Source organism: Serratia sp. GW822-FHT06D09 (assembly GCF_058799515.1).
The window spans coordinates 22,357-46,764 of the sequence record NZ_JBXALO010000001.1; the positions used below are offsets into that span (position 1 = coordinate 22,357).

The 24,408-nt window shown below is 56.1% G+C and carries 21 protein-coding genes; 12 read left to right on the forward strand and 9 right to left on the reverse strand.

The genetic code is table 11. The features are described 5' to 3' along the window. The first annotated feature begins 18 nt into the window (after window positions 1–18). From AC1RKG_RS00100 to AC1RKG_RS00130, 7 genes are all read left to right on the forward strand, one after another. On the forward strand, window positions 19–660 hold the full coding sequence (locus tag AC1RKG_RS00100; RefSeq protein ID WP_048760668.1) for a helix-turn-helix transcriptional regulator: 642 nt from the start codon (window positions 19–21) through the stop codon (window positions 658–660). Between the two features lie 117 nt (window positions 661–777). After that, entirely contained in the window at window positions 778–1,980 is a 1,203-nt protein-coding gene (lolC, locus tag AC1RKG_RS00105) for a lipoprotein-releasing ABC transporter permease subunit LolC (protein WP_044549980.1), read from the forward strand. Beyond that, on the forward strand, window positions 1,973–2,677 hold the full coding sequence (lolD, locus tag AC1RKG_RS00110; RefSeq protein WP_020826458.1) for a lipoprotein-releasing ABC transporter ATP-binding protein LolD: 705 nt from the start codon (window positions 1,973–1,975) through the stop codon (window positions 2,675–2,677). Before lolC ends, lolD begins: the two co-directional genes overlap by 8 nt. Continuing rightward, on the forward strand, window positions 2,677–3,924 hold the full coding sequence (gene lolE / locus AC1RKG_RS00115) for a lipoprotein-releasing ABC transporter permease subunit LolE (RefSeq protein WP_044549982.1): 1,248 nt from the start codon (window positions 2,677–2,679) through the stop codon (window positions 3,922–3,924). The genes lolD and lolE overlap by 1 nt, the downstream gene beginning before the upstream one ends. Before the next feature lie 54 nt (window positions 3,925–3,978). After that, the gene (gene nagK, locus AC1RKG_RS00120) at window positions 3,979–4,899 is read left to right on the forward strand and encodes an N-acetylglucosamine kinase (protein WP_493181630.1); all 921 of its coding nucleotides are present in this window, start codon (window positions 3,979–3,981) and stop codon (window positions 4,897–4,899) included. An 11-nt stretch (window positions 4,900–4,910) separates the two neighbouring features. Beyond that, a complete protein-coding gene (gene cobB, locus AC1RKG_RS00125) occupies window positions 4,911–5,747 on the forward strand; it encodes a Sir2 family NAD+-dependent deacetylase (protein ID WP_046373822.1) in 837 nt (278 codons plus the stop codon). Between the two features lie 85 nt (window positions 5,748–5,832). Then, entirely contained in the window at window positions 5,833–6,546 is a 714-nt protein-coding gene (locus tag AC1RKG_RS00130) for a MurR/RpiR family transcriptional regulator (protein WP_116690697.1), read from the forward strand. Window positions 6,547–6,569: 23 nt separating this feature from the next. On the opposite strand, the gene AC1RKG_RS00135 is transcribed toward AC1RKG_RS00130, so the two are convergent. Together AC1RKG_RS00135 and AC1RKG_RS00140 are read right to left on the reverse strand one after the other, a co-directional pair. Then, entirely contained in the window at window positions 6,570–7,955 is a 1,386-nt protein-coding gene (locus AC1RKG_RS00135; protein WP_493181632.1) for a family 4 glycosyl hydrolase, read from the reverse strand. A gap of 23 nt (window positions 7,956–7,978) precedes the next feature. Continuing rightward, complete coding sequence (locus AC1RKG_RS00140) at window positions 7,979–9,538, reverse strand: PTS transporter subunit EIIC (RefSeq protein WP_493181634.1); 1,560 nt, start codon at window positions 9,536–9,538, stop codon at window positions 7,979–7,981. 373 nt (window positions 9,539–9,911) lie between these two features. Between AC1RKG_RS00140 and pepT the strand changes: the two genes are divergently transcribed. Next, window positions 9,912–11,141: a peptidase T gene (pepT, locus tag AC1RKG_RS00145; RefSeq protein WP_493181635.1), complete on the forward strand. Its 1,230-nt coding sequence runs from the start codon at window positions 9,912–9,914 to the stop codon at window positions 11,139–11,141. An 85-nt stretch (window positions 11,142–11,226) separates the two neighbouring features. Then, window positions 11,227–12,318, forward strand: a complete 1,092-nt coding sequence (locus AC1RKG_RS00150; protein ID WP_187962743.1) for a malate/lactate/ureidoglycolate dehydrogenase — start codon at window positions 11,227–11,229, stop codon at window positions 12,316–12,318. Window positions 12,319–12,368: 50 nt separating this feature from the next. On the opposite strand, the gene AC1RKG_RS00155 is transcribed toward AC1RKG_RS00150, so the two are convergent. From AC1RKG_RS00155 to AC1RKG_RS00180, 6 genes are all read right to left on the reverse strand, one after another. Further along, window positions 12,369–13,490 carry a ribosomal protein uL16 3-hydroxylase gene (locus AC1RKG_RS00155; RefSeq protein ID WP_046373817.1) on the reverse strand — a complete coding sequence of 374 codons (1,122 nt, stop codon included), beginning with the start codon at window positions 13,488–13,490 and terminating at the stop codon, window positions 12,369–12,371. A gap of 84 nt (window positions 13,491–13,574) precedes the next feature. Then, complete coding sequence (gene phoQ, locus AC1RKG_RS00160; RefSeq protein ID WP_041415330.1) at window positions 13,575–15,032, reverse strand: two-component system sensor histidine kinase PhoQ; 1,458 nt, start codon at window positions 15,030–15,032, stop codon at window positions 13,575–13,577. A gap of 5 nt (window positions 15,033–15,037) precedes the next feature. After that, on the reverse strand, window positions 15,038–15,709 hold the full coding sequence (gene phoP, locus AC1RKG_RS00165; protein WP_020826469.1) for a two-component system response regulator PhoP: 672 nt from the start codon (window positions 15,707–15,709) through the stop codon (window positions 15,038–15,040). 320 nt (window positions 15,710–16,029) lie between these two features. Further along, a complete protein-coding gene (locus AC1RKG_RS00170; protein ID WP_493181638.1) occupies window positions 16,030–17,310 on the reverse strand; it encodes a c-type cytochrome in 1,281 nt (426 codons plus the stop codon). An 18-nt stretch (window positions 17,311–17,328) separates the two neighbouring features. Next, window positions 17,329–19,107 (reverse strand): GMC family oxidoreductase, encoded by a 1,779-nt coding sequence (locus AC1RKG_RS00175; RefSeq protein ID WP_493181639.1) that lies wholly within the window; start codon window positions 19,105–19,107, stop codon window positions 17,329–17,331. Next, on the reverse strand, window positions 19,108–19,824 hold the full coding sequence (locus AC1RKG_RS00180) for a gluconate 2-dehydrogenase subunit 3 family protein (RefSeq protein WP_046373814.1): 717 nt from the start codon (window positions 19,822–19,824) through the stop codon (window positions 19,108–19,110). A gap of 286 nt (window positions 19,825–20,110) precedes the next feature. Between AC1RKG_RS00180 and pdxR the strand changes: the two genes are divergently transcribed. The 3 genes from pdxR to AC1RKG_RS00195 all read left to right on the forward strand — a co-directional run bounded on the left by pdxR (window position 20,111) and on the right by AC1RKG_RS00195 (window position 22,991). Next, complete coding sequence (gene pdxR, locus AC1RKG_RS00185) at window positions 20,111–21,619, forward strand: MocR-like pyridoxine biosynthesis transcription factor PdxR (protein WP_493181641.1); 1,509 nt, start codon at window positions 20,111–20,113, stop codon at window positions 21,617–21,619. A 190-nt stretch (window positions 21,620–21,809) separates the two neighbouring features. Then, window positions 21,810–22,262 carry a GNAT family N-acetyltransferase gene (locus tag AC1RKG_RS00190; RefSeq protein WP_020826474.1) on the forward strand — a complete coding sequence of 151 codons (453 nt, stop codon included), beginning with the start codon at window positions 21,810–21,812 and terminating at the stop codon, window positions 22,260–22,262. A 21-nt stretch (window positions 22,263–22,283) separates the two neighbouring features. Continuing rightward, window positions 22,284–22,991, forward strand: coding sequence for a GNAT family N-acetyltransferase (locus AC1RKG_RS00195; protein WP_493181643.1), 708 nt, complete (start codon window positions 22,284–22,286; stop codon window positions 22,989–22,991). 45 nt (window positions 22,992–23,036) lie between these two features. Here AC1RKG_RS00195 and purB read toward each other — a convergent pair whose 3' ends face one another. Next, window positions 23,037–24,407 (reverse strand): adenylosuccinate lyase, encoded by a 1,371-nt coding sequence (purB, locus tag AC1RKG_RS00200; RefSeq protein WP_176983955.1) that lies wholly within the window; start codon window positions 24,405–24,407, stop codon window positions 23,037–23,039. Window position 24,408 lies beyond the last annotated feature (1 nt).

The window sequence follows — 24,408 nt, forward strand, 5'->3', positions numbered from 1 at the left end:
TGTCAAATGGTTAAGTTTATGAGCGATCTCAGGCAGGAAAATGCGCTGCTGTTGCGCGAAGCGGAAAAAATTGTTCAGGCACTGGGCGCGATGTTTGCGCCCAGCTGTGAAGTGGTATTGCACGATCTGACGCAACCGAATCATGCCATCGTCAGCATCGCCAATAACCTGTCGAACCGCAGTATCGGCGATGCCGCCAGCGAAATGGGGCTTGAGCGTATCGCCTCGCCGGATTTTCCGGACGTGGTGCAAAACTATGCCAATGCGTTCCCGGATGGGCGTCCGGCCAAGAGCACCTCCATTGGTCTGCGCAACAGCCAGGGGGTCTACGTGGCGGCGATCTGCCTTAACCTGGACGTTTCAATCTTCAACAGCGTCAACGCCATCCTGCAACAACTGACCGCGGTGGTACAGAGCACGCCGCAGGCGGCGGATGAAGGGGCTCGCTCACTGTCCGACATTGCTTCAGTGATCAACAACTTTGCCGCTTCGCATGCCACTGCACCGCGCGCGCTCACGTCTGAGCAGCGTGTTCAGGTGATCCAGCAACTAAAGCAGCAGGGCTATCTGCAACTGCGCGGGGCTGCCACCATGGCGGCGGAGGCGCTGGGGATTTCCCGGGTCTCGGTTTACAACCTGTTAAAGCGCGATGCCGGGTGACGTGCTGCCGCTGGCGCGATCGACGGAATAAAAGGCGTCAGGGTGGTTCCCTAAACGGGGTATAGCCTTTATTATCCTTGATCACTTTGCTTAAGCTACGGCAACAAAACGGATTTCATGTATCAACCTGTCGCGTTATTCATTGGCCTGCGCTACATGCGCGGGCGGGCATCAGACCGCTTCGGACGGTTTGTTTCCTGGCTTTCCACCATCGGCATTACGCTGGGGGTGATGGCGTTGGTCACCGTATTGTCGGTGATGAACGGTTTTGAAAAGGATCTGGAAAACAACATACTCGGTCTGATGCCGCAGGCGTTGATCACCAGCCCACAGGGCTCGATCAACCCTCAGCAGATCCCGGCATCGGCGGTACAAAGCCTGCAGGGCGTTAGCCGCGTAGCGCCACTGACCACCGGTGACGTAGTGCTGCAAAGCGCTCGCAGCGTGGCGGTCGGCGTGATGTTGGGGGTCAATCCGGACGAAGCCGATCCTTTGACGCCGTTCCTGGTCAACGTCAAGCAGCAGCTGTTGCAGCCGGGCCAGTACAACATCATTATCGGCGAGCAGTTGGCCGGGCAACTTGGCGTTAAACGCGGCGATCCGCTGCGGGTGATGGTGCCCAGCGCCAGCCAGTTCACGCCGATGGGCCGCATCCCTATTCAACGCCTGTTTACCGTGGTCGGCACCTTCCATGCCAACAGCGAAGTGGACGGCACCCAGATGCTGGTCAATCAGCAGGATGCCTCACGTCTGCTACGCTACCCGGCGGGCAATATCACCGGATGGCGCCTGTTCCTGCAGCAGCCGCTGACGGTCGATACTCTCAGCCAACAGAAATTGCCGCAGGGCACCGAGTGGAAAGACTGGCGCGAGCGCAAGGGCGAGCTGTTCCAGGCAGTGCGTATGGAGAAAAACATGATGGGGCTGTTGCTTAGCCTGATCGTGGCCGTCGCGGCCTTTAACATCATCACTTCACTCGGCCTGCTGGTGATGGAGAAGCAGGGCGAAGTTGCCATTCTGCAGACCCAGGGCCTGACGCGTCGACAGATCATGTCGGTATTTATGGTGCAAGGCGCCAGCGCCGGCATTATCGGCTCGCTGCTCGGTACGCTGTTGGGCGTGTTGCTGGCCAGCAACCTGAATAACCTGATGCCGATCCTCGGCGCTTTGATTGACGGCGCATCGCTGCCGGTGGCGGTGGATCCGCTACAGGTGACGATTATCGCCGTAGCGGCGATGGCGGTGTCTCTGTTGTCCACGCTTTACCCTTCATGGCGCGCTGCCGCCGTACAACCCGCTGAGGCTTTACGTTATGAGTAACCATCTTTTGTTGCAGTGCGACAACCTGTGCAAGACCTATCAGGAAGGCAACCTGCATACCGACGTACTGCGCAATGTCAGCTTTGCCATGCAGCCGGGCGAGATGATGGCGATTGTCGGCAGCTCGGGTTCCGGTAAAAGTACCTTGCTGCATCTGCTGGGTGGGCTGGACTCACCAACCTCCGGCGAGGTGATTTACAAAGGGCAGTCTCTGAATACCCTGTCATCGGCCGCCAAGGCGGAGCTGCGTAACCGCCAGTTGGGCTTTATCTACCAGTTCCATCATCTGTTGCCTGACTTTACCGCGCTGGAAAACGCCGCGATGCCTTTGCTGATCGGCGGGATGAAACCGGCGCAGGCGCAGGAAAAGGCGCTGGAAATGTTGACGGCGGTCGGGTTGGCAAAACGCAGTAAGCACCGGCCTTCAGAGCTGTCCGGTGGCGAGCGTCAGCGCGTGGCGATTGCCCGTGCGCTGGTCAATAACCCGTCGCTGGTATTGGCGGACGAACCTACCGGTAACCTCGATAAACGCACTGCCGACAGCATTTTCGATCTGCTCGGCGAATTGAACGTGCGCCAGGGCACGGCGTTTCTGGTGGTCACTCATGACTTGCAGTTGGCCAAGCGCCTCAGCCGCCAACTGGAAATGGCCGATGGCCATCTGCAGGCCCAGTTGACGCTGTTGGGGGCTGAGTAATGGCGGGAGCGTCACTTTCGTTTCTGACGGCCCTGCGCTTCAGCCGTGGGCGCAAGCGCGGCGGCATGGTGTCGCTGATCTCGGTGATTTCCACCATAGGTATCGCGCTGGGCGTGGCGGTGCTGATCGTCGGCCTGAGCGCCATGAACGGTTTTGAGCGCGAGCTGAAAAATCGCATTTTGGCGGTGGTGCCGCACGGTGAAATAGAGCCGGTTAAGCAGCCGTTCAAAGACTGGTCGTCAATTTTGCAGCGGGTGGAGAAAGTACCCGGCATTTTGGCCGCCGCTCCCTATATCAACTTTACCGGCCTGATGGAAAACGGCGCACAGCTGCGGGCGGTCGGGGTGAAAGGGGTGGATCCTCAGCAGGAAAACCAGCTTAGCGCGCTGCCGAAATATGTGCAGGGCGACGCCTGGGCCAATTTCAAAAGCGGTGAGCAACAGGTGATCCTCGGCAAGGGCGTCGCCGACGCTTTGGGCGTCAAGCAGGGCAGCTATGTGACGGTGATGATCCCCAACAGCGACCCGCAGATGAAGCTGTTGCAACCGAAGCGCATTCGTTTACACGTCACCGGGATTTTGCAGCTCAGCGGTCAGCTCGATCACAGTTTGGCTATGGTGCCACTGGCCGATGCCCAACAGTATCTGGACATGGGTGACAGCGTCACAGGTATTGCCATCAAGGTTAACGACGTGTTTGCCGCCAACAAGCTGGTGCGCGACGCTGGTGAAGTCACCAATTCCTACGTGTATATCAAGAGTTGGATCGGCACCTACGGCTATATGTACCGCGATATCCAGATGATCCGCGCGATTATGTATTTGGCGATGGTGCTGGTGATCGGCGTGGCCTGTTTTAACATTGTCTCCACGCTGGTGATGGCGGTGAAGGACAAGAGTGGTGATATCGCCGTACTGCGCACCTTGGGGGCCAAAGACGGTTTTATCCGCGCCATATTTATCTGGTACGGCCTGCTGGCCGGGCTGGTGGGTAGCCTCAGCGGCGTGGTGGTTGGGGTTATCGCCTCACTGCAGCTGACCAATATCATCAAAGGCTTGGAAAAGCTGATGGGGCATTCGTTCCTGTCGGGAGATATCTACTTCATCGACTTCCTGCCTTCTGAGCTGCACTGGCTGGACGTGGTGATTGTACTGGTGACCGCGCTGGTGCTCAGCCTGTTGGCCAGCTGGTATCCGGCCAGGCGCGCCAGCCGTATCGATCCGGCGCGAGTGTTGAGCGGACAATAATGAAAATCAGGGGAGGCAGAGATGCCGCCCCTTTTTTTAGCCTGAGGGTGGGTTATGTACTACGGTTTCGATATGGGCGGCACCAAGATTGAGCTGGGCGTGTTCGATGCAGATCTGCAGCGTATCTGGCAAAAAAGGGTGCCGACGCCGCGTGAGGATTATCGACAACTGCTGACGACGCTGCGCGATCTGACGTTTGAAGCGGATTCGTTTTGTGGCCAGAAAGGCATGGTAGGTATCGGTATTCCCGGCCTGCCCAACGACGATGACGGTACGGTTTTCACCGCCAACGTCCCGGCGGCGATGGGCCAGCGCTTGCCGCATGACCTGGCCGAGTTGATTGGCCGTGACGTACGCATCGATAACGACGCCAACTGCTTTGCGCTGTCGGAGGCCTGGGACGAGGAGTTTCGTCGCTATCCGACGGTGCTGGGTATTATTCTCGGTACCGGGGTAGGCGGCGGGCTAATCGTCGACGGTAAGGTGCTCTCCGGGCGTAACTATATCGCCGGTGAATTTGGTCATTTCCGTCTGCCGGTGGATGCGCTGGAGGTGTTGGGACGTGATATACCTCGCGTTCCTTGCGGGTGCGGTCATCAGGGTTGCATCGAAAATTACATTTCTGGCCGCGGTTTTGAGTGGATGTACGGCCACTTTTACCAGCAGCACTTGCCTGCGCAGCAGATCATTGCGCATTATCAGGCAGGTGAGCCGCAGGCGGTGGCTCATGTCGAACGTTTTATGGACGTCCTGGCGATATGCCTGGGCAATCTGCTGACTATCATCGATCCGCATCTGGTGGTGATTGGCGGTGGCTTGTCGAATTTTGACGCTATTTACCAGGCGTTACCGCAGCGTTTGCCGGCGCATGTGTTGCGCGTGGCCAAGCTGCCACGAATTGAAAAAGCCCGTTACGGGGACGCCGGTGGCGTACGCGGGGCGGCGTTCCTCAATTTGGTTAACAGGGAAAAGTAAGGAGAGAGTTAATGCACACTCGTCATCGGCTGTGTCAGTTTCGCAAGAGTAAGCATGTGCTGCATCAGCGCTTTCGTTCGCGGATTTTTCATCGCGATACCATGGCGGCGGCCGAGCTGAAAAAGCCGTTTGTCGTGGTGTTGACCGGCGCCGGGATCTCGGCTGAGTCGGGTATTCGTACCTTCCGGGCGGCAGACGGGTTGTGGGAAGAGCATAGCGTGGAGGATGTTGCTACGCCGGAAGGTTATCAGCGCGATCCACAGCTGGTACAGGCGTTTTACAATGAACGCCGTCGTCAGCTGCAATCGCCGGACATTGCACCTAACGCTGCGCATCGTGCCCTGGCGGATCTGGAAGCCTGGTTGGGGGATAACTTCCTGCTGGTAACGCAAAATATCGATAACCTGCATGAGCGCGCAGGCAGCTCGCGGGTGTTGCATATGCACGGTGAGCTGTTGAAAGTACGCTGCACCAGCTCCGGGCAGGTCTTTGACTGGCCCGAAGACCTTAGCGTGGACGACCGCTGCCATTGTTGCCAATTCCCGGCCCCGTTGCGCCCACACGTGGTGTGGTTCGGCGAAATGCCGCTGGGCATGGATGAAATTTATCAGGCACTGGCCAAGGCCGACTTTTTCGTCGCTATTGGCACCTCGGGCCACGTTTATCCGGCGGCGGGCTTTGTGCATGAAGCGCGGCTGGGTGGGGCGCATACCATGGAGCTCAACCTGGAGCCCAGCCAGGTGGAAAGTCAGTTTGATGAAAAACACTACGGCCAGGCCAGCGCGGTGGTACCACGTTTTGTGCACAAATTCCTGGTAGGGAAAGTTGAAAGGGCTGATAGGCCTTAAGCCCAGGTCAATGCGCTGTCTGACTCGGGTAACTGGCCGGCCGTTTGACGCCGGCCTTTCTTTGGTTAAATGAGCAGGGGCGACGGTGAATTTCAAGCAGGTATTCAGCCAGGCGGATCTGAGCAAAACGGATCTCACCATCCTCAACGCTATCTTCGACAACCCGGACGCCTGCATTGACGAGGGTATCCGTGCGGTTTCCGTTCGTTGCCACAGTTCACCCTCGACCCTGGTGCGGTTGGCGAAAAAGCTGGGCTTTCGCGGCTATCTGGAACTGGTGTATTTCATCAAGTTCAACCTGGTGATGGCACCGGCTTTTCAGGAGCAGCCGCAGCCGACGGCACCGGCCAGCTTAAAACAGCAGACCCAATTCCTCGATCTGCTCGACAGCGGCAAAATCCTGATCCACGGCAGCGGTTTCTCGCAGCTGGTGGCGCAGTACATGTACAACAAATTTATGACGCTGGGCATCGACAGCTACCTGTCGCTGTGGCCGGATTTCGAGATCCTCGATCGAGAGATGCGTTTCCGGTTTGATATGGTGATTGTGATTTCAAAATCGGGCAACAGCAGCTCTGCGCTGAGTTGGAGCGACGCGGTGAAACGCAATAATATCCGGCTGGCGGCGTTTTGTGGCGACGGAAACAGCCCGCTGGCGCAGCAGGCCGATATGACCTTTATTTATGAGGATCGGCAAAAGTACGACCACGATATTTACTATCCCAACCCGTTTTTCGGCCACTGCCTGCTGGGGTTTGAGAACCTGATCAAAGCCTGGTTTGAACGGCGCAGCCGTTGAGGTCTGCGCCGTTTCAGCCCTGCTTAATGCCAATGCTTGGCATACTGGTGGTGAGCCTGCAGGTACTCTTCAACCAGCGTTTTTGCCAGCGAGTAAGAGTTGACCAGCGGATGCACCATCAGCGCCTTGATGGCCTTCTGACGGTCCCCTTCCAGAATGGCGGCAACCGCCAGGCGTTCGTACTCTTTGACCTGGGAGATCAGGTTTTTCTGGGTGTCGGGAATATCATTCATTTTTACCGGATGAATGCCCGCGTTGCTGAGTTCGCAGCTGATTTCAATCACGTCTTCCGGGTGCAGGAAGTCGAGCGTCCCGTTGTTCTGCATCGACACCACCACGCGTTTTTGCTGGCCGTTGTTTACCGCCTCCAAAATGTCTATTGCCACCCCGGCATAACCGCCACTGTCAGGCTGTTCGATAAACTGCTGCAGCGTCAGCATCTCACGCTCTTTGACTTTACTCTGGCTGGATTCGCGCTGCATGTAGGAGTTTTCCCGCGTCAGATAGTGAGCGAAATAGACGCTGAAAGCCTGATCCAGCTGCGTGGCGATATCCAGCCTGGCAAGGTCGGCCAGCATTTGCTGGTTTATCAGCGCAATCTGTTCGCCACGGGTTTCTCCGGCATCGACGATGGCGGCGATCGCCTGTTCCCGGTAATAGTAGTAATACAGATACTCATTGAGCATCAGGTTATCGGACAGCGCGACCAGCTCTGGCGAGAAATATTTCATGCAGGTATCACGGTACAGGCGTGGATCGGCCAGCAGTTGCTCGCTCACCTCCAGACCGTTGACCCGCACATTGCGGAACCATGACAGGTGATTTAGCCCAAAGCAGTCGACGCTAAGCTCGGACTCACGACAGCCCAGCAGTTCCGCCAGCTCACGGATAAACTCGCTGGGGGCGTCGCATATGCCGTACACCTTGCGTTTGAAGCCGGATTTGATGATGGCTTCGGTCACCATGCCGGAAGGGTTGGTAAAGTTGAACAGTACCGCGTCCGGTGATGATACCTGCTCTATGAGCCGACAATATTCCACTATGGCCGGAATAGAACGCATCGCCATGGCAAAGCCGCCGGCACCGGTGGTTTCTTGCCCCAGAACCTGATGATTGAGTGCGATACGTTCGTCATGAATGCGGCCTTCTTCACCGCCGATACGCAGGGTGGTGATGATATAATCGGCTCCGCTCAGCGCCTGATGGGCGTCGCTGCTCAGGCTGAACCTGATGTCGCTGCGGATACGCTCGAAGACACCCTGTGCGATGGCGCCGTAGACCGCCAATTTCTCCCGATCGGTATCCATAAACACCACTTCGGTGACGCCGATGCGGTGGGCGTTATAGGCAATGGACTTGGCCAGGAACGGTGAGCGTACGCCACCGCCGCCCAGAACGGTTAATTTCATGAATTTTCTCCCAATAAATAAAGTTATAATGCTGCTAAATATTTTTCGACCTGACTCTTCACTTTTCCGACGGTGACACCATAAATCACCTGGACTTCACGCCGGCTTTTCACCACGCCTTTTGCTCCGGTACTTTTTAATGCGGCCTCATCAATTAATTGCATGTCTTTTAGTTCGACGCGCAATCGGGTGAAGCAGTTGTCGACGGAAATAATGTTTTCTTTGCCACCCAGGGCGCGAATAATAATCCCGCTTAACTCATTGGGTGTATTTTTGCTGTTCTGATACTCCTGTTTGGAATAGAGCTTGACCCCGTCGTCATCCTCACGGCCCGGCGTTTTTAAATTAAGCTTCAGCACCAGGGTTTTGAACACCAGGTAATACACCGCGAACTGCACCAGACCAATCACCACGTACAGCGGCCAGCGGGTGAGGGCGACCGGTAACGGCAGGTTGTAAACCAGGAATTCGATCAGGCCGCTGGCACCCCAGGGTCGAACGTCGAACAGGTTACACGCAACTTGCGAAAGCGCGGTCAGCACTGCGTGTATCACCCACAGTAACGGTGAGATAAACAGGAAGGTGAACTCTATCGGTTCGGTTATGCCTACCAGAATGGAAGTGGTGATGGCCGGGATCAATATCGCCTTGGCCAGCACTTTTTTCTCCGGTTTGGCGGTGTGATAGAACGCCAACGCAGCGCCTGACAGGCCGAAAATGGTCACCATGCCCTGTTGCGAAAAGCGCAGTGCCTCGTTCATCAGCGGGGAGATGCTCGGGTCGCGCATATAAGCGAGGAAAATGGCCTGCGAGCCCGACACCGTATGGCCGTCTTGTACAATTGAACCGCCGATGCTGGTCAACTGAAACGGCGACCAGATAAAATGATGCAGACCGGTGGGGATCAGGAATTTTTCGAAAAAGCCATAGACGAAGACCCCGAGCGAACCTGAGCTTTTCATAAAGCCGGTCAGGGAAATCAGCCCGTGTGAAATGGCCGGCCAAAGGTAGCTGAAACCGACGGCATACAGCATGATCACCGGCGTCATGGCGATTAGCACCAGCTTGGAACCGCCATAGACGGAAAGTACGCCGTTCAGATCCACGTTACACAATCTGTTGTGCACCCAGGCGATAGTGACACCGAGGATCAGGCCGAGGAAAATGCCCATATCCACCACGGTAAAGCCCAGCAGTTCGGTTTGCCCGGTGCCGTAATATTCCCCATTGATTTTCTGCGCTATGTGACCGCTTAATTGCAGATAGGATGAGTTGGCGCCCAGGAACATAATAAAGCACATCACGGCAACCAGCGCCGCTTCGCTTTTTTTATCCTTCGCCAGACCGTAGGTAATACCGATGCAAAAAATCAGCCCGAGATTACCAAACAGCGGCCAAAAGGTATCACCGATCATTTTGCCGATATGAAATACGCCGGAGTTTTCATTCACCAGCGTGGCATTGGTGAGAATAGAGCTTAATGCCAGAATCAGACCAATTACCGGCAGAAAGAATATTGGCCCCATCATGGCTTTGGAGAAAACCTGCAGCTTGCTTAAGATATTATCAATAATATCTTTCATGGCAGTTCCTTTTTTATATTTTAGTGGATAACGACGTTGCTGGTAATACTCCCTGGTATGGCGAAATAAAAATGATTTTGAATGCGGCAACCCCTGCCTTAAACCAGTTATAGGTGGAATGATTTAGCGATGCAATCAGCCGCCGGAAAAAGGTACCGGTGGTCAATGACTGACAACCGGTACCAGGCGTGAAGAGGATCACATAAGGGGGGTAGTGAAAGGTAAGATGGACGGTACACCAAGGGAGGAGGCGAAATATCAAACACCACAAGAATTAATGATTTCCGTTAAATCTGGTTAAAAATGACCTGTCTCAATATTTGATCTCGATCGGTTCCGCATAATGAAACGCGAAATTCTGAGGGCGGATACCATGGATAAACTACTTGATCGCTTTTTTAACTACGTCTCATTCGACACGCAATCTAAAGCGAACGTCAAACATGTGCCGAGCACCGACGGGCAATTGAAGCTGGCGCGTGCGTTGCAGCAGGAAATGATTGAACTGGGGTTTGAACGGGTGTCGCTCAGTGAGCATGGCTGCGTGATGGGCACCTTGCCGGGGAACGTTACCTGGCCCGTGCCGGCGATAGGCTTTATTTCCCACCTGGATACTTCACCGGATTTTACCGGTAAGCACGTCAACCCGCAGATCGTCGAAAATTACCGCGGCGGCGATATTGCCTTGGGCATTGGTGATGAAGTGCTGTCGCCAGTGATGTTCCCGATCCTGCACCAGATGTTGGGGCAGACGCTGATCACCACCGACGGTAAAACGCTGCTCGGTGCCGATGACAAGGCGGGCATCGCCGAAATCCTGACCGCCATGGTGCGACTGCAGCAGCGCAACATTCCACACGGCGATATCCGCGTAGCCTTTACACCGGATGAAGAGGTGGGGAAAGGGGCGCGGTTGTTTGACGTGGCGCAGTTCGATGCCGAATGGGCCTATACCGTGGACGGTGGCGGCGTGGGTGAGTTGGAGTGCGAAAACTTCAACGCAGCATCGGTGACGGTGAAAATTGTCGGTAACAATGTCCACCCGGGCAGCGCCAAAGGGGTGATGGTGAATGCCTTGTCGTTGGCGACGCGTATTCAGCAGGCGTTACCGGCGGATGAAACCCCGGAAACCACCAGCGGCTATCAGGGGTTCTACCACCTCAGCAGCTTTAAGGGGAGCGTTGAACGCGCCGAGATGCAGTACATCCTGCGTGATTTTGAGCGTGAGGGCTTTGAGGCACGTAAACGCCGGATGATAGAGGTCGCTCAACAGGTGGGCAAAGGTCTGCCGCGCGATTGTTATATTGAAGTCACGATTGAAGACAGCTATTACAACATGCGGGAACAGGTGGCAGAGCATCCGCATGTGATTGCATTGGCACAGCAGGCAATGCGTGATTGTGATATCGAACCGATCATGAAACCGATTCGCGGCGGTACCGACGGTGCTCAGCTGTCGTTTCGCGGCTTGCCTTGCCCAAATCTGTTCACCGGCGGATATAACTACCACTGCAAGCATGAGTTTGTGTCGCTGGAAGGGATGGAACAGGCGGTTTCGGTTATTATGCGCATCGCTGCGCTGACCGCCGAACGCGCCAAATAACCTCGATGAGATTGAGTATAATTGCTTGCCGTAACAATGATTTGCTCCTAGTGTAGGATATATTTCCAGCACAAGGAGCCGTATCATGAGCAGTACCGAGCACCGTATCGATCGCCAGTGTCTTGAGCAGTTTGTGCAGGCTATTTGGCGCCACGCCGGCAGTACCGAGCAGGAGGCCGCGCGGGTGGCGGATCACCTGGTTCAGGCGAATCTGGCCGGGCACGATTCCCACGGCGTAGGCATGATCCCCAGCTATATGTCGTCATTGGCACAGGGGCATTTGCAGCTTAACGTTCATGCCAAAGTGGTGCGCGATGCCGGAGCGGTGCTGACGGTGGACGGCGGACAGGGTTTTGGTCAGGTCGTCGCCTGTGAGGCGATGGAAAAAGGCATAGAGCGCGCCCGGCAGCTGGGGCTGGCTGCGGTGGCGTTGCACAACTCACATCACATTGGCCGCATTGGCCACTGGGCCGAGCAGTGTGCGCGAGCCGGTTTTATCTCTATCCATTTCGTCAATGTGGTGGGCGATCCTATGGTGGCACCGTTCGGCGGCAGTGACCGTCGTTTCGGCACCAACCCCTTCTGCGTTATTTTTCCCCGTAAAGATAAAAAACCGTTACTGCTGGATTTTGCCACCAGCGGCATCGCGTTTGGTAAAACCCGCGTGGCCTACAACAAAGGTTTGAGCGTCGCGCCGGGTTACCTGATTGACGAACACGGCCAGCCAACGACGGAACCCAAGGTGATGCACGAACAGCCGTTTGGCTCGTTGCTGCCTTTCGGTGCCCATAAGGGTTATGCGTTAGCCACGTTATGCGAAATCCTCGGCGGTGCGCTGTCCGGTGGCCGCACTACTCATGCGGCGACGGTGAAATCCAACAGCGATGCTATTTTCAACTGCATGACCACCATCATCCTCAATCCGGAAGCCTTCGACGCGCCAGAGATGCAAACCGAGGCCGAGGCCTTTATCGATTGGGTGAAGGCTTCACCGCCAAGTGACGGCCAACCGATTGAAGTGCCGGGTGAGTGGGAAGATGCCAACCGTGAAGCGCGGTTGCGGCAGGGGATCCCGATAGACGACAACACCTGGCGGCAGATCTGTGCTGCGGCAATCCAGGCTGGCATGTCGGACGCCGAATTGGACGGTTATCAGACCAGGGCGTTGCGGGCATAAAAAAGCCACCCGCCGAAACGCGGGTGGCTCTGGTCGCTAAAGGCCATGCCTCAGTCTTTGAAGTACCAGTAACCGCTGTTGACCAACGAGGTCAGCAGTGCCAGGAACGAAGGATCTTCGATCGCGTCGCCCAGCTTGGCGGCATCCACGCTGAAATTCTGGCACATCGCATCGGCAGCCTGCTGATGCTCGGTATCCATCAGTTCACCGTTAGCAAAGCACTGGTCGCCAATGCGCAGTACGCGCAGGCCACCCAGGCGCTGCAAAGGCTCGCCCTGTTGCAGCAGTTCGTAGATTTCACCGGCCTGATAAGGCGGCTCCGGCGGCGCAGCATCCAGCTCATGACGGGTCTGGGAGATAAACTCGCCGAACCACTGCTGGAAGTGTTCAGGTTGCTGAACCAAATCCACCATCATCTGGCGCAGCGCATCGACTTCCTGCGGCAGCACTTCTGCCGGATGCTCACGCAACTGAATATCCGGATCGCTGTAGCGCTTACTGCCCAGTTCGCGGGCCAGCACGTAGTCGGCAAAGCCACTGACCAACTCGCGGCCGTTCGGGGCGCGGAAACCTACCGAGTAATTCAGCGCATTTTCCAGCGCGTAGCCTTCATGCGGGAAGCCCGGTGGGATATACAGAATATCGCCCGGTTCCATTTCTTCATCGATGATGGCGTCGAAAGGCTCAACCTGCAGCAGGTCCGGGTGCGGGCAGTGCTGTTTCATCGGCACTTTTTCACCCACGCGCCAGCGACGGCGGCCGGTACCCTGAATGATAAAGACGTCATACTGATCGAGGTGCGGGCCAACGCCGCCACCCGGGACCGAGAACGAGATCATCAGATCGTCCATTCGCCAGTCAGGCAGCTTACGGAACGGGAGCATCAGCGCACTGGAAGGTTCATGCCAGTGATCCACAGCCTGCACCAGCAGCGACCAGTTGTTTTCGCTCAGGTGATCAAAGCTCTCGAAAGGGCCGTGCGCAACCTGCCAGCGACCGTCCTGGTGGCTGACCAGACGGCTGTCCACTTCGTTCTCCATCGCCAGTCCGGCCAGCTCATCCGGGGAGATCGGATCGATAAAGTTTTTGAAGCCGCGCTTCAGAATAACCGGACGCTTTTGCCAATAACGCTGCAAAAAGTCGTTCCAGTCCAGATCTAATTGATAATCCATGTTCTATTCCAGGATAGAGGAGTGAGCCTGAGTGCGATTATAACGGAAGTTTGGCCCCGTGGATCGGGGCCAGAGCGACAGAATTTACTCGTGATGATGGGAATCGTGCTGACGGGCGAAAGTGACCTGCATGCGAGCGCCGCCAAGCGGGCTGTCGCTGATGGTAATGGAACCGTCGTACTGTTCGATAATCTCCGCCGCCACCGACAATCCCAATCCTTGTCCAGGGCGCAGCGTATCTACCCGCTGGCCGCGCTGGAAGATCAGTTCACGCTTGCTTTCCGGGATACCGGGGCCGTCGTCATCAATGACGATAGTAAGGTATTTGTCGGAGTGCAGGGAGGTGATTTCAACGAACTCCAGGCAGTATTTACAGGCATTTTCCAACACGTTGCCCATCACTTCCATAAAGTCGTTTTTCTCCCCCATAAAGGTCACTTCCGGCGAAATATCCAGCGTGATCACCACACCTTTGCGCTGATACACCTTGTTCAGTGCCACGTTCAGGCTGTCGAGCAGCGCCGGGACCGAGTGGATCTCGCGCGTCAGAACCGTTTGCCCCGAATTGATGCTGGCCCGGTGCAGGTAGTAACCGATTTGCTGAGAAATACGGCTGATCTGGTCCAACATGATCGGCTCAACTTCCTCGATGGTGGTCTGCTTACCGGTACGTAATGAACGCAGCGTCGTTTGCAACACCGCCAACGGCGTCTTCAGGCTGTGGGTCAGATCGGAAAGCGTGGTGCGGTATTTGGTGTAACGCTGGCGCTCGTTGCGCACCAGAATATTCAGGTTACGTACCAGCCCACGCAGCTCGCTGGGGGGATTTTCGTCGAGTTGTTCTCGCTCGCCGTTTTCCAACTCACCAACCTGATTCACCAGCGCCTTGATGGGACGCAAGCTCCAGTAGGCCGCCAGCCACAGCAAGGGGACCACCAACAGCAGGTTGGCCAGCAACACGTAGCTGAACCATTCCCATACCACGTCGGAGCGCTGTAATTCCTGCGGAATGGTATCGACCACCACGATACTCAAAGCCGGCAGCCGCGCGGTGGCCGCGTAGGTGTTGACCGCCACTGAGTGGGTCAGGGCGTTCTGGTCGTTGTCGTCATAGTCTTTAAGCTGATCCTGCGCCTTGGGGTTGTTGCCTAACACTTCACTACTGATACGGGTATCGGTATCGATTTCGTAGAAGCCGGACTCTTCCAGCCACTCTTTATTGATGCGTTTTTCCAGCTCGGGTACCTGGCGCTGGCTCCACAGCAGATTGCCTTTATCGTCGTAAATAAACACCAGGGTTGGGAAGTTGAGATCGATATCGGGCGGAATGGCAATGGTGAGTTTGTTATCTTTCCACTGGGCCAGGCTGAAAAACAGATTACTTTCACCGCGCAGTAGGCGGAAGGCAGTTTTGTCGAAGCTGACAATATAACCGACTACCGCCACCAGACCATAGGACAGCGAGAGCGCCAGGATCACCCCAGCGGTGGCCATCAAAAAGCGGGCGCGCAGTGAGAAAGGTTTTTTACCCTTGTTGAACATGGCGATCATTTCGCATCAAAACGATAGCCCTGACCACGAACCGTGGTGATCACTTCCTGAGGGTATTCGGCCTGCAATTTTTTGCGTAAACGGCCCATCAGTACGTCGATGGTATGGCTCTCGCGCAGTTCGGCATCCGGGTACAGCTGCAGCATCAGCGAGTCTTTGCTGACCACCTTGCCGGCGTTGCGGATTAAGGTTTCGATGATGGTGTATTCGAACGCAGTCAGTTTGATCTGCTGTTCGTTGACGCTCAGTTCGCGACGCGAAAGGTCGATTTGGAACGGGGGCAATACGATCACCTGAGAGGCCAAACCGCTGTTACGGCGCATCAGCGCCTGCATACGGGCAATCACTTCTTCCAGATGGAACGGCTTGGTTACATAGTCGTCGGCACCGGCTTCCAGCACTGCCACTTTGTCCTGCCAGCTTTCACGCGCGGTCAGCACCAGGATTGGCAGCTTCATCTGGTGGGCGCGCCAGCGGCGGATCAGGCTCAGGCCGTCTTCACCCGGCAGGCCGAGATCGACAATGGCGATGTCAGGCGCATGCTCTTGCAGGAAATAATCGGCTTCTTTGGCATCCTCTGCCGCATCAACCTGATGGCCCATTTCACGCATCTGGACGGAGAGGTGGTGGCGTAATAAACCGTTATCTTCAACAACCAGTACTCGCATGGCGAACTCCTGTGGATCGGCGGGTGAACATCCTGTCACCCACGCAGTAAAGGTAACACGCTCAGCAGCGTGTGAGGGATAGCGTGCGACAACCTAAGCCATCCGATCGTGATCTTGACGTTATGGTAGGTATAACCGGCTCTTACCGCAAGGGACGCAGAACCTTGGCAGGAAATAAGCGCTATCGATATTTAGTTCGCTGTCATTATCGACAAGGTCAAATAAACGTTGGATAAACAATGGCGAGGGAAAGTTAAACCAAACTTAAACGGAAGAGGCTGCGATGAGAGAACCGGACCCGGATGCCGGGCCCGCAAATGTTAAGGATGGGTCGGTTTGCTGACGCTGTTTTTACGGATCTCCTGCACCTCGGCGACGGTCACTGGTGGCGCATGATGGCCCCAACTGCTGCGTACGAAAGTCGCGAGTTCGGCAATTTGCTGGTCGTTCAACCGCCAGCCAAAGTCCGGCATGGTCAACCCGGTAGGGGCACCAACGGTTATGGGGGTACGGGAACCATTGATAACAATGCTGATCAGTGAGGAAGGATCATCGCTTAACAGCGCCGGATTGTGTGCCAACTGCGGGAAGGTATCACGGTAGCCCTTACCGTCACTGTGGTGGCAGGCGGCGCAATTATCCAGATAGGCTTGAGCGCCCGGGCGACTGACATCCCCTTTTGCCAGCAGAGCAGCCGTGCTGCCGTCTTGCAGCAATGGCTTCTCCTGATTATCTGCCTGTAATGATTGCAGATAGCCGGCGATAGCGCGTAAGTCCTCATCACTCAGGTATTGCGTGCTGTCCTGAACCACGTCAACCATCGAGCCAAAAGCGGCAAATCGGTTGTTGTGGCCGGTTTTCAGAAAGCGGGTGATATCTTCCGCGTTCCAACCGCCCAAACCGCTTACCGCATCCGCCCGCAGGTTGGCGGCATGCCAGCCTTCCAGCGTACCGCCGCTCAGATAGGCGCTGTCGCTTTGGTTGAGCGCTTTCTCCTGGAAGCCAATACCGCGTGGCGTATGACAACTTCCGCAGTGGCCCAGCCCCTGCACCAGATAGGCTCCACGATTCCATTCGGCGCTTTGGGTGGCATCCGGCTGGTAAGTTCCGTCCTCTCGGAACACCAGATCCCACATTGCCAGCGGCCAACGCATATTCAGCGGCCAGGGAATATCGCTGTCTTTATTCTGTTGCGCCACGGGGTGAACCTGATGGGTGAAATACAGGTACAGATCGCGCACATCCTCATCGCTGATTTTGGCAAAAGAGGGATAGGGCATCGCCGGGTAGAGTCGGGTGCCGTCGCGGGCGACACCTTTGCGCAATGCGTCGCTGAACTCCTGCAGGCTGTATTCGCCGATACCAGTCTGTTTGTCCGGGGTGATGTTAGTGGAGTAGATGGCCCCCACTGGCGTGGTCATTTTGAGGCCGCCGGCAAAGGGGGCACCCCCAGGGGCAGTGTGGCAGGCGGCGCAGTCACCGGCACGCGCCAGATATTCGCCGTGCAGGAGCCGGGCGGCCAATTGCGGGTCATCGGCCGCCTGTACCGTCGCGGTGCCCAGCATCAACAGCGCCAGCAGCGAGGGAGTAAATCCTTTCATATGAAGCTCCTTATGCTTTCAGGCCTGAACCAGCGGACCGGGGCTTTTTAAATACTGCGTGCGGATCGCCTCGGCCGAATAATAGGCCAGCGCCCCGACGATGCCGGTGGGGTTGTAGGCCAGATTCTGCGGAAAGGCGCAGGCGCCGGTGACGAATACATTAGGTACATCCCAACACTGCAGGTATTTATTCACCACGCTGGTGGCAGGGTTGTCACCGGTAATGGCACCGCCGGTGGTGTGAGTCGACTGGTAGGGGCGCACATCGTAATGATCGCCGGTTTTTTTCACCGAAACCGCTATCTGTTTGGGGTTCATGGCATTGGCGATATTCACCATTTTGCTGGTGATGTGCTGTGTCATTTTGATTTCATTGTCTTTCCAGTCAAACGTCATGCGTAACAGCGGCAGGCCGTAGCCGTCCTTATAGGTTGGGTCGAGATCCAGATAGCAGTCGCGGTACGGCATCACCGAGCCTTCGGAGCCGATGCTCATTGAGTGCGGGTAGTTATCCTTGATGCCCTGTTTCCAGCCGCCGCCCCAGGCAGGCGTACCCGGTGGCAGCATCATTTGCTGGATAGGTCGGCCACCGGTGCGGGTGGCCGAGATGTAGGCACCGCCGATAAAACCCAAATCGGCATGATCGAAGTTCTCGCCGTTCAGATCGTCGATCACTGTGCCGGCCGCGCCTGCGCCGATAAACGGATTGAAGTGGGTATTCTGGTCATAAAACAGCGATATACCGCTGTTCATCTGATAGGCGTAGTTCTTGCCGACCACGCCTTCACCGGTCACCGGATCGTAAGGTTTGCCAATGCCGGACAACAGCAGCAGGCGAACGTTATGCAGTTGGAAAGCACTGAGGATCACCAGATCGGCCGGTTGTTCCACCTCTTGCCCCTGGGCGTTGATGTAGGTGACGCCGGTGGCTTTCTTGCCGGTGCTGTCCAGATTCACTTTGATTACCTGCGACTGGGTGCGCAGCTCAAAGTTTTTGCGCTGGGTCAGTACCGGCAAAATGGTGGTTTGCGGCGAAGCCTTGGAGTACATAAAGCAGCCGAAGCGCTCGCAGTAGCCGCAAAAATTACAGGGACCCAGCTGCACGCCGTAGGGATTGGTATAGGGCTCGGAGCAGTTGGCGGCGGGGATGGCGAACGGGTGATAGCCCAGTGATTCCGCGGCCTTGCCGAACAGCGAGCCGGAATAGAGCTGTTTCAGCGCCGGCGTCGGGTATTCGCTGGCTCGTGGCCCTTCAAACGGATTGCCTCCCTTGATGATATTTCCCTGCAGATTGCCGGCTCGACCGGAAGTGCCGCACACTTTTTCGAACTTGTCGAAGTAAGGCTCCAGTTCCTGATAACTCAGCGGATAATCCTGTAGCGTCATGCCCTCCGGGATCCATTTGGCCCCGTACTTTTCATTGAGGGTGGTGTGCAGCTTTAAGTCGGATGGCAAGGCACGCCAGTGCATGCCGTTCCAGTGCACGCCTGCACCGCCGACGCCGTTACCGGGCAGAAAAGACCCGAGCTGGCGGTAGGGCACGGCAAAATCTGCCGGGGTGTGGCGCACCGTGACCGTCTCATGCGCCATTTCCTGTGCCAGTTTCAGGCGAATGCCGTAGGTCAGTTCGTCGGCAATGCGCGGATAGGCAAAGTCCGGGTAGGTTTCTCGCTGCTCACCGCGTTCCAGCGCCAGCACGCTCAGGCCGCTTTCGGTCAATTCCATCCCCATTATGGCGCCGGTCCAGCCAAACCCGACGATAACCACGTCTACCGGTGGTTTTTTAATTGTGCTCATTTAGGCATTCCTTTTGCTTGAAATACTGACCGGGCCGAGGGGATAAGGCTGATTGGGGCGATTGACCCAATCGGTGTAATCCGCGCGCGCGCCGGGGAAACCAATCAGTTTCCAGGACGCTAACGTCTGGTTACCGCCATGCAGCGGATCGGCCAGATAGCCTTCTTTGGTATTGGTCAGCAACTGGTCGAAAAACGCCTTGCCGGGCAGGGCTTCCGAGTCCAATTGGCCATGTTCCAGCGCCGTCAGCAGCTGTTCCTGCTCGGCGTGGCCCAGTTCGGCAAACACCTTTTGAAACTGCCGACGGCAGTGCGCATTCACTTCACGGATACCGATACGGTAAGTCTCGCGCGGCGTCAGCTTGGACTGATAGCCCAGTTCCGGCGGAGAGGGAACGAAGGGCGGATGCATGTACCACAGTCCGCCGTGGCCGTAAGGCGTTTCCATTTGTCGGTCGATAAATACCGGTACGCCCTGATCCACCGCGCCGGGGCCGTTAGCGTCCGTCGGGATCAGCCGGTCGCAGGCGGCCAGCAGAAAACGCCATTCGTCACCGTTGAAATAGACCGGGACATAGTGGCTCGATACGCCGGGGGCGGGTGCCGCCTTGGCTTCCAGTGCCATAATGCTGCTGCCTGCGGCGGCGAGCGGGATTAACGCCAGTGTCTTTTTTAGAAAGTTACGCCTGGGCGGCGTAGCGTCGTGCTGTTGTGACATAATTCCACCTTGAACATGCTTCACAATTAATGCCTGCGCAGGCAATAGCGGCCTACGCCGCGGCTCTCCAGCAGCGGTAAACAGGCGGGGATGGGTAAACGAATAGTAAACAACCATATAAGTAGCAGGCTACTGGTATGGTTGTTTCAGTGTAGGACTGGCGCACTGAATCAAACAATCGATGATCTGTTTCAAAACATTTTGTTCACAATTAAGTTGATTTAGATCAACCTATCAACATACATACCGCAGGTTTGTCTTCGGCAGGCCTTCGACCCGGAGCAGCATGAAGCACAGCAGTAGTGACAGCCGGCCGGATATCATCCTGGCCACCTTTAGTCGGCATCTACGCCAAGGCATGACGCGCAAAGCCGCGCTGCATCTGACCATCAAGCAACTGGTGACGGCGGGGGAGTTGGACTATCTGGCAAAACTGCCGCCCAGCCGCGTACTGGCTGCCCGGCTGATGGTTTCGCGCGATACGGTTGAGCTGACTTATGCCCAACTGGAGGCCGAAGGCTATATTGCCCGCGCGGTGGGGCGCGGCAGTTTTGTCAGCTACCAGCAAAATACCCTGATTGGCCGCGAGCTGCTGACTGACAACTCTGCCGAAAGCGCTCAACTGGCGGAGTCGGAACTGAGTGTGCATGGCCGCTCCTTGCTGCTGGCAGCCCACACTCCGCACACCAGTCGAAGCGACTCGCTGACCCCTTCCGTACCCGATTTGCGGCTGTTTCCCATCGATAGCTGGTTGCAGCTGGAAAGGCAGGCGGTGCGACAAGGTGCCGAGCGCCTGCTGGGGTATGCCGATCCTCAGGGGCTGGTGGAACTGCGGGAGGAGATCATTGACTATTTGCGGCGCGAAAGGGGCGTTAAGGCCAGCGCGGAGCAGGTGATCGTGGTGACCAGTTCACAGCAGGCGCTATCGCTGTGTACGCAGGTGTTGTTTAATCCTGGCGACCGGGTGTTCGTGGAAGAGCCGGGCTACCAGGGGGCCAAAAAATTGGTTCAGTCGGCAGGGATACTCGCCCAACCGATTGGGGTAGATCAATCCGGTTTGGATATTGATGCATTGATACGGGCAGACGGGGGCGGGCGGGGCGTTTACATCACGCCCTCACATCATTATCCGTTGGGGCATTCGCTCAGCATCGACCGGAGGTTAAAGCTGTTGGCCTGGGCGCAACGTGAAAAAGCCTGGATTATTGAAGACGATTACGATTCCGAGTTCAATTACGACGGCCTGACCAGGGCATCGCTGCAGGGGCTGGATCAGTACCAGCGAACCTTGTATATCGGCACCTTTAGCAAGACGTTATTCCCGGGGTTACGCATCGGTTTTATTATCGTTCCGCCGCAGCTGATTAAACCCATGGTCGCCGCCAAGCAATTCCAGGATGGTTATACTTCCGCATTGCCGCAAATGACGTTATTCAAATTTATCCATGAAGATTTCCATACCGAACATTTAAGGAACATGCGCAAAACCTATCAGGCGCGGCTGGAGATTTTGCATGCAGCGGTTCATCAGCATCTTGGCACCTGGACTCAGCCACGTTTGCCGCAGGGCGGGTTGCAACTGGTTTGTCCGTTGGCGGACGCGGCAACTGAACGGCGCCTGATTCAGGCCGCCGCCGCGCAGGGGATAAAGGTCTATGGCCTGATAGATTTTTATACCGGGCAACCCACGGAAGGGGCGCTGGTATTGGGTTTTGCCGCTTATTCCCCAGACGAGATTGTAAGATTCATCAAAAAGTTAGCTGCTATTTTCAGCGAGCTGCCGGCTGAGATCTGACTGCGGTTGCACATCAAAATTGGTCTGTTCACTGTTATTAATTGGTCTGTATTCAGTTCGCAATGGCGCAGGTATCCTACTGGTATTACGTTATTTTTTCTCAGAAAAGCCCCGATGACGCTTTGATCGCCATCACCCTCAGGGTGGCTTAAAGGCTGCGGGTTCACTTACTTAATACCAGAGAGGCACCATGCTCCCAATAACTCATGAAGCAGCAGTACGTAAAATACAAAACGCCGATAAGCCGCAGTGGTTGGAACTGTGGCAGGGGTACCTCCATTTTTACCGTGCGGACGTCTCGGCGCAGGTTACCGATCATACCTTCGAGCGTTTATGCGAAGATCAACAGGTCTACGGCCTGGTGGCGGAAGATAGAAACGGCAACCTGCTGGGGTTCATGCATCTTATTTTCCATCCTTCAACCTGGAGCTCGGCTGGCTATTGTTATATTGAAGATCTTTACGTTTCACCGGCGGGCCGCGGCAAGAAAGTGTCCGAAAAACTCTTCGAACAGGCCTATCAGTTGGCGGATGAGAAGGGCAGCGACAGAGTTTATTGGATGACGCAGGAATATAACGCCCCGGCGCGGTCGCTGTACGACAAGATTGGCAAGAGAAGTTCGTTTATCGTCTATACCCGTTAACGACAGGCTGCGAGGAAGTGTATGGTGATCAATCAGTTTGGGCAGCCGGTGGGCGAGCCATTATCCGATTGGCGGGCGGCGAAGCGCCCTGGTGGCGAGACGCTTAACGGACGTTTTTGCTGTCTGAAGCAACTCGATCCGCAGCGGGATTATGCGGCGTTGTTCAGCGCTTTCCAGCAGGCGGTTGATGACCGGGACTGGACTTATTTATCGATAGAACGACCAGAAAGCTCTGCGGCGATGTTGCAACACCTGACCAACTTGCAGGCGAACGCTACGCTGGTGAATCTGACGGTGTTCGACGGTGCCAGCCAGGCACCGGTCGGGACGGTAGCTTATATGCGCATCGATGAAGGTAATGGCGTGGCTGAGATTGGACATGTCAGCTGGTCACCGGCGATGAAACAGCGCTCCAGTGCCACCGAGGCGATTTATCTGATGCTGCGGCACCTGTTTGAGGATTTGGGCTATCGCCGTTGCGAATGGAAGTGCGACAGTCACAACGCGCCCTCCAAACAGGCGGCGGCGAGATTTGGTTTTCTGCATGAGGGCACTTTCCGCTATGCGGTGGTCACCAAGGGCCGCACTCGGGATACCGACTGGTTTGCCATAACCGCTGACCGTTGGCCGGCAATCAAGGCGGGATTCGAGCAGTGGTTGAGTCCCGATAATTTCAATGCGCAAGGGCAGCAGATAAAACGCCTGCAGGATTTTATGCCACAGAAATAAAAGAGGCGGCCAAAAGGCCGCCTCTTTGCTATCGGAACAAAACGCTTACTTCAGCTCATCGACCATGGTCGCCGCGCGGCCAATGTAGTTAGCCGGGGTCATGGCTTTCAGGCGGGTTTTTTCTTCTTCCGGCAGTGCCAGGCCATCGATAAATGCCTGCATACCGGCGGCATCCACGCGTTTGCCGCGGGTCAGCTCTTTCAGCTTTTCATACGGCTTTTCGATGCCGTAACGACGCATCACGGTCTGGATCGGCTCGGCCAAGACTTCCCAGTTGTGATCCAGCTCGTCCAGCAGATGTGTCTGATTGACTTCGAGCTTGCTGATGCCTTTCATGGTCGCCTGATAGGCGATCAACGCATAGCCCAGACCCACGCCCAGGTTACGCAGCACGGTGGAGTCGGTCAGGTCGCGCTGCCAGCGAGATACCGGCAGTTTGCTGGCCAGGTGGCCCAGCACCGCGTTAGACAGGCCCAGGTTGCCTTCGGAGTTCTCGAAGTCGATCGGGTTGACCTTGTGCGGCATGGTGGAAGAGCCGATCTCACCGGCGATGGTCTTCTGCTTAAAGTGATTCAGGGCGATATAACCCCAGATATCACGGTCGAAGTCGATAAGAATGGTGTTGAAACGGGCCACGCAGTCGAACAGCTCGGCAATGTAGTCGTGCGGTTCGATTTGGGTGGTGTACGGGTTCCAGGTAATGCCCAGTGAAGTCACGAAGTCTTCGCTGAACGCATGCCAGTCCACTTCCGGGTAAGCCACGATGTGGGCGTTATAGTTGCCGACCGCACCGTTGATTTTACCCATGATCTCCACGCGCTCCAGCTGACGGAACTGACGTTCCATACGGTAGGCCACGTTGGCGAATTCTTTACCGACGGTTGACGGGGTTGCCGGCTGACCGTGGGTACGGGACAGCAGCGGAATATCGCGGTATTCCAGCGCCAGGCCCTTGATTGAATCGATGATTTTGCGCCAGTACGGCAGCACCACGTCCTGACGCGCAGTTTGCAGCATCAGCGCATGTGACAGGTTGTTGATGTCTTCTGAGGTACAGGCAAAGTGGATAAACTCGGACACCGCCTGCAGCGCAGGGATCGCGTCCACTTTTTCTTTCAGGAAATACTCAACCGCTTTGACGTCGTGGTTGGTGGTGCGTTCGATGGTCTTGATGCGCTGCGCGTCTTCTTCGCTGAATTCCGCGACGATCTTGTCGAGGAAAGCGTTTGCGTCGGCGTCAAAAGCCGGAACTTCTTTGATTTCTGCACAGGTGGCCAGTTTTTGCAGCCAACGTACTTCAACCTGCACGCGGAATTTCAGCAGACCGTATTCGCTGAAAATGGCGCGCAGTGCGCTGACTTTATCACCGTAGCGTCCATCAACGGGTGAGACGGCGGTCAGTGAGGATAATTCCATC

What these genes read in the sequence shown, in the direction of transcription:
- pepT (WP_493181635.1), top strand. Translation starts at nt 9,912, where the DNA reads ATGGATAAACTACTTGATCGCTTTTTTAACTACGTCTCATTCGACACG.
- AC1RKG_RS00140 (WP_493181634.1), bottom strand. Translation starts at nt 9,538, where the DNA reads ATGAAAGATATTATTGATAATATCTTAAGCAAGCTGCAGGTTTTCTCC.
- AC1RKG_RS00170 (WP_493181638.1), bottom strand. Translation starts at nt 17,310, where the DNA reads ATGAAAGGATTTACTCCCTCGCTGCTGGCGCTGTTGATGCTGGGCACC.
- AC1RKG_RS00175 (WP_493181639.1), bottom strand. Translation starts at nt 19,107, where the DNA reads ATGAGCACAATTAAAAAACCACCGGTAGACGTGGTTATCGTCGGGTTT.
- AC1RKG_RS00190 (WP_020826474.1), top strand. Translation starts at nt 21,810, where the DNA reads ATGCTCCCAATAACTCATGAAGCAGCAGTACGTAAAATACAAAACGCC.
- nagK (WP_493181630.1), top strand. Translation starts at nt 3,979, where the DNA reads ATGTACTACGGTTTCGATATGGGCGGCACCAAGATTGAGCTGGGCGTG.
- lolE (WP_044549982.1), top strand. Translation starts at nt 2,677, where the DNA reads ATGGCGGGAGCGTCACTTTCGTTTCTGACGGCCCTGCGCTTCAGCCGT.
- AC1RKG_RS00100 (WP_048760668.1), top strand. Translation starts at nt 19, where the DNA reads ATGAGCGATCTCAGGCAGGAAAATGCGCTGCTGTTGCGCGAAGCGGAA.
- AC1RKG_RS00180 (WP_046373814.1), bottom strand. Translation starts at nt 19,824, where the DNA reads ATGTCACAACAGCACGACGCTACGCCGCCCAGGCGTAACTTTCTAAAA.
- cobB (WP_046373822.1), top strand. Translation starts at nt 4,911, where the DNA reads ATGCACACTCGTCATCGGCTGTGTCAGTTTCGCAAGAGTAAGCATGTG.
- lolC (WP_044549980.1), top strand. Translation starts at nt 778, where the DNA reads ATGTATCAACCTGTCGCGTTATTCATTGGCCTGCGCTACATGCGCGGG.
- phoP (WP_020826469.1), bottom strand. Translation starts at nt 15,709, where the DNA reads ATGCGAGTACTGGTTGTTGAAGATAACGGTTTATTACGCCACCACCTC.
- phoQ (WP_041415330.1), bottom strand. Translation starts at nt 15,032, where the DNA reads ATGTTCAACAAGGGTAAAAAACCTTTCTCACTGCGCGCCCGCTTTTTG.
- AC1RKG_RS00155 (WP_046373817.1), bottom strand. Translation starts at nt 13,490, where the DNA reads ATGGATTATCAATTAGATCTGGACTGGAACGACTTTTTGCAGCGTTAT.
- AC1RKG_RS00195 (WP_493181643.1), top strand. Translation starts at nt 22,284, where the DNA reads ATGGTGATCAATCAGTTTGGGCAGCCGGTGGGCGAGCCATTATCCGAT.
- AC1RKG_RS00135 (WP_493181632.1), bottom strand. Translation starts at nt 7,955, where the DNA reads ATGAAATTAACCGTTCTGGGCGGCGGTGGCGTACGCTCACCGTTCCTG.
- pdxR (WP_493181641.1), top strand. Translation starts at nt 20,111, where the DNA reads ATGAAGCACAGCAGTAGTGACAGCCGGCCGGATATCATCCTGGCCACC.
- lolD (WP_020826458.1), top strand. Translation starts at nt 1,973, where the DNA reads ATGAGTAACCATCTTTTGTTGCAGTGCGACAACCTGTGCAAGACCTAT.
- purB (WP_176983955.1), bottom strand. Translation starts at nt 24,407, where the DNA reads ATGGAATTATCCTCACTGACCGCCGTCTCACCCGTTGATGGACGCTAC.
- AC1RKG_RS00150 (WP_187962743.1), top strand. Translation starts at nt 11,227, where the DNA reads ATGAGCAGTACCGAGCACCGTATCGATCGCCAGTGTCTTGAGCAGTTT.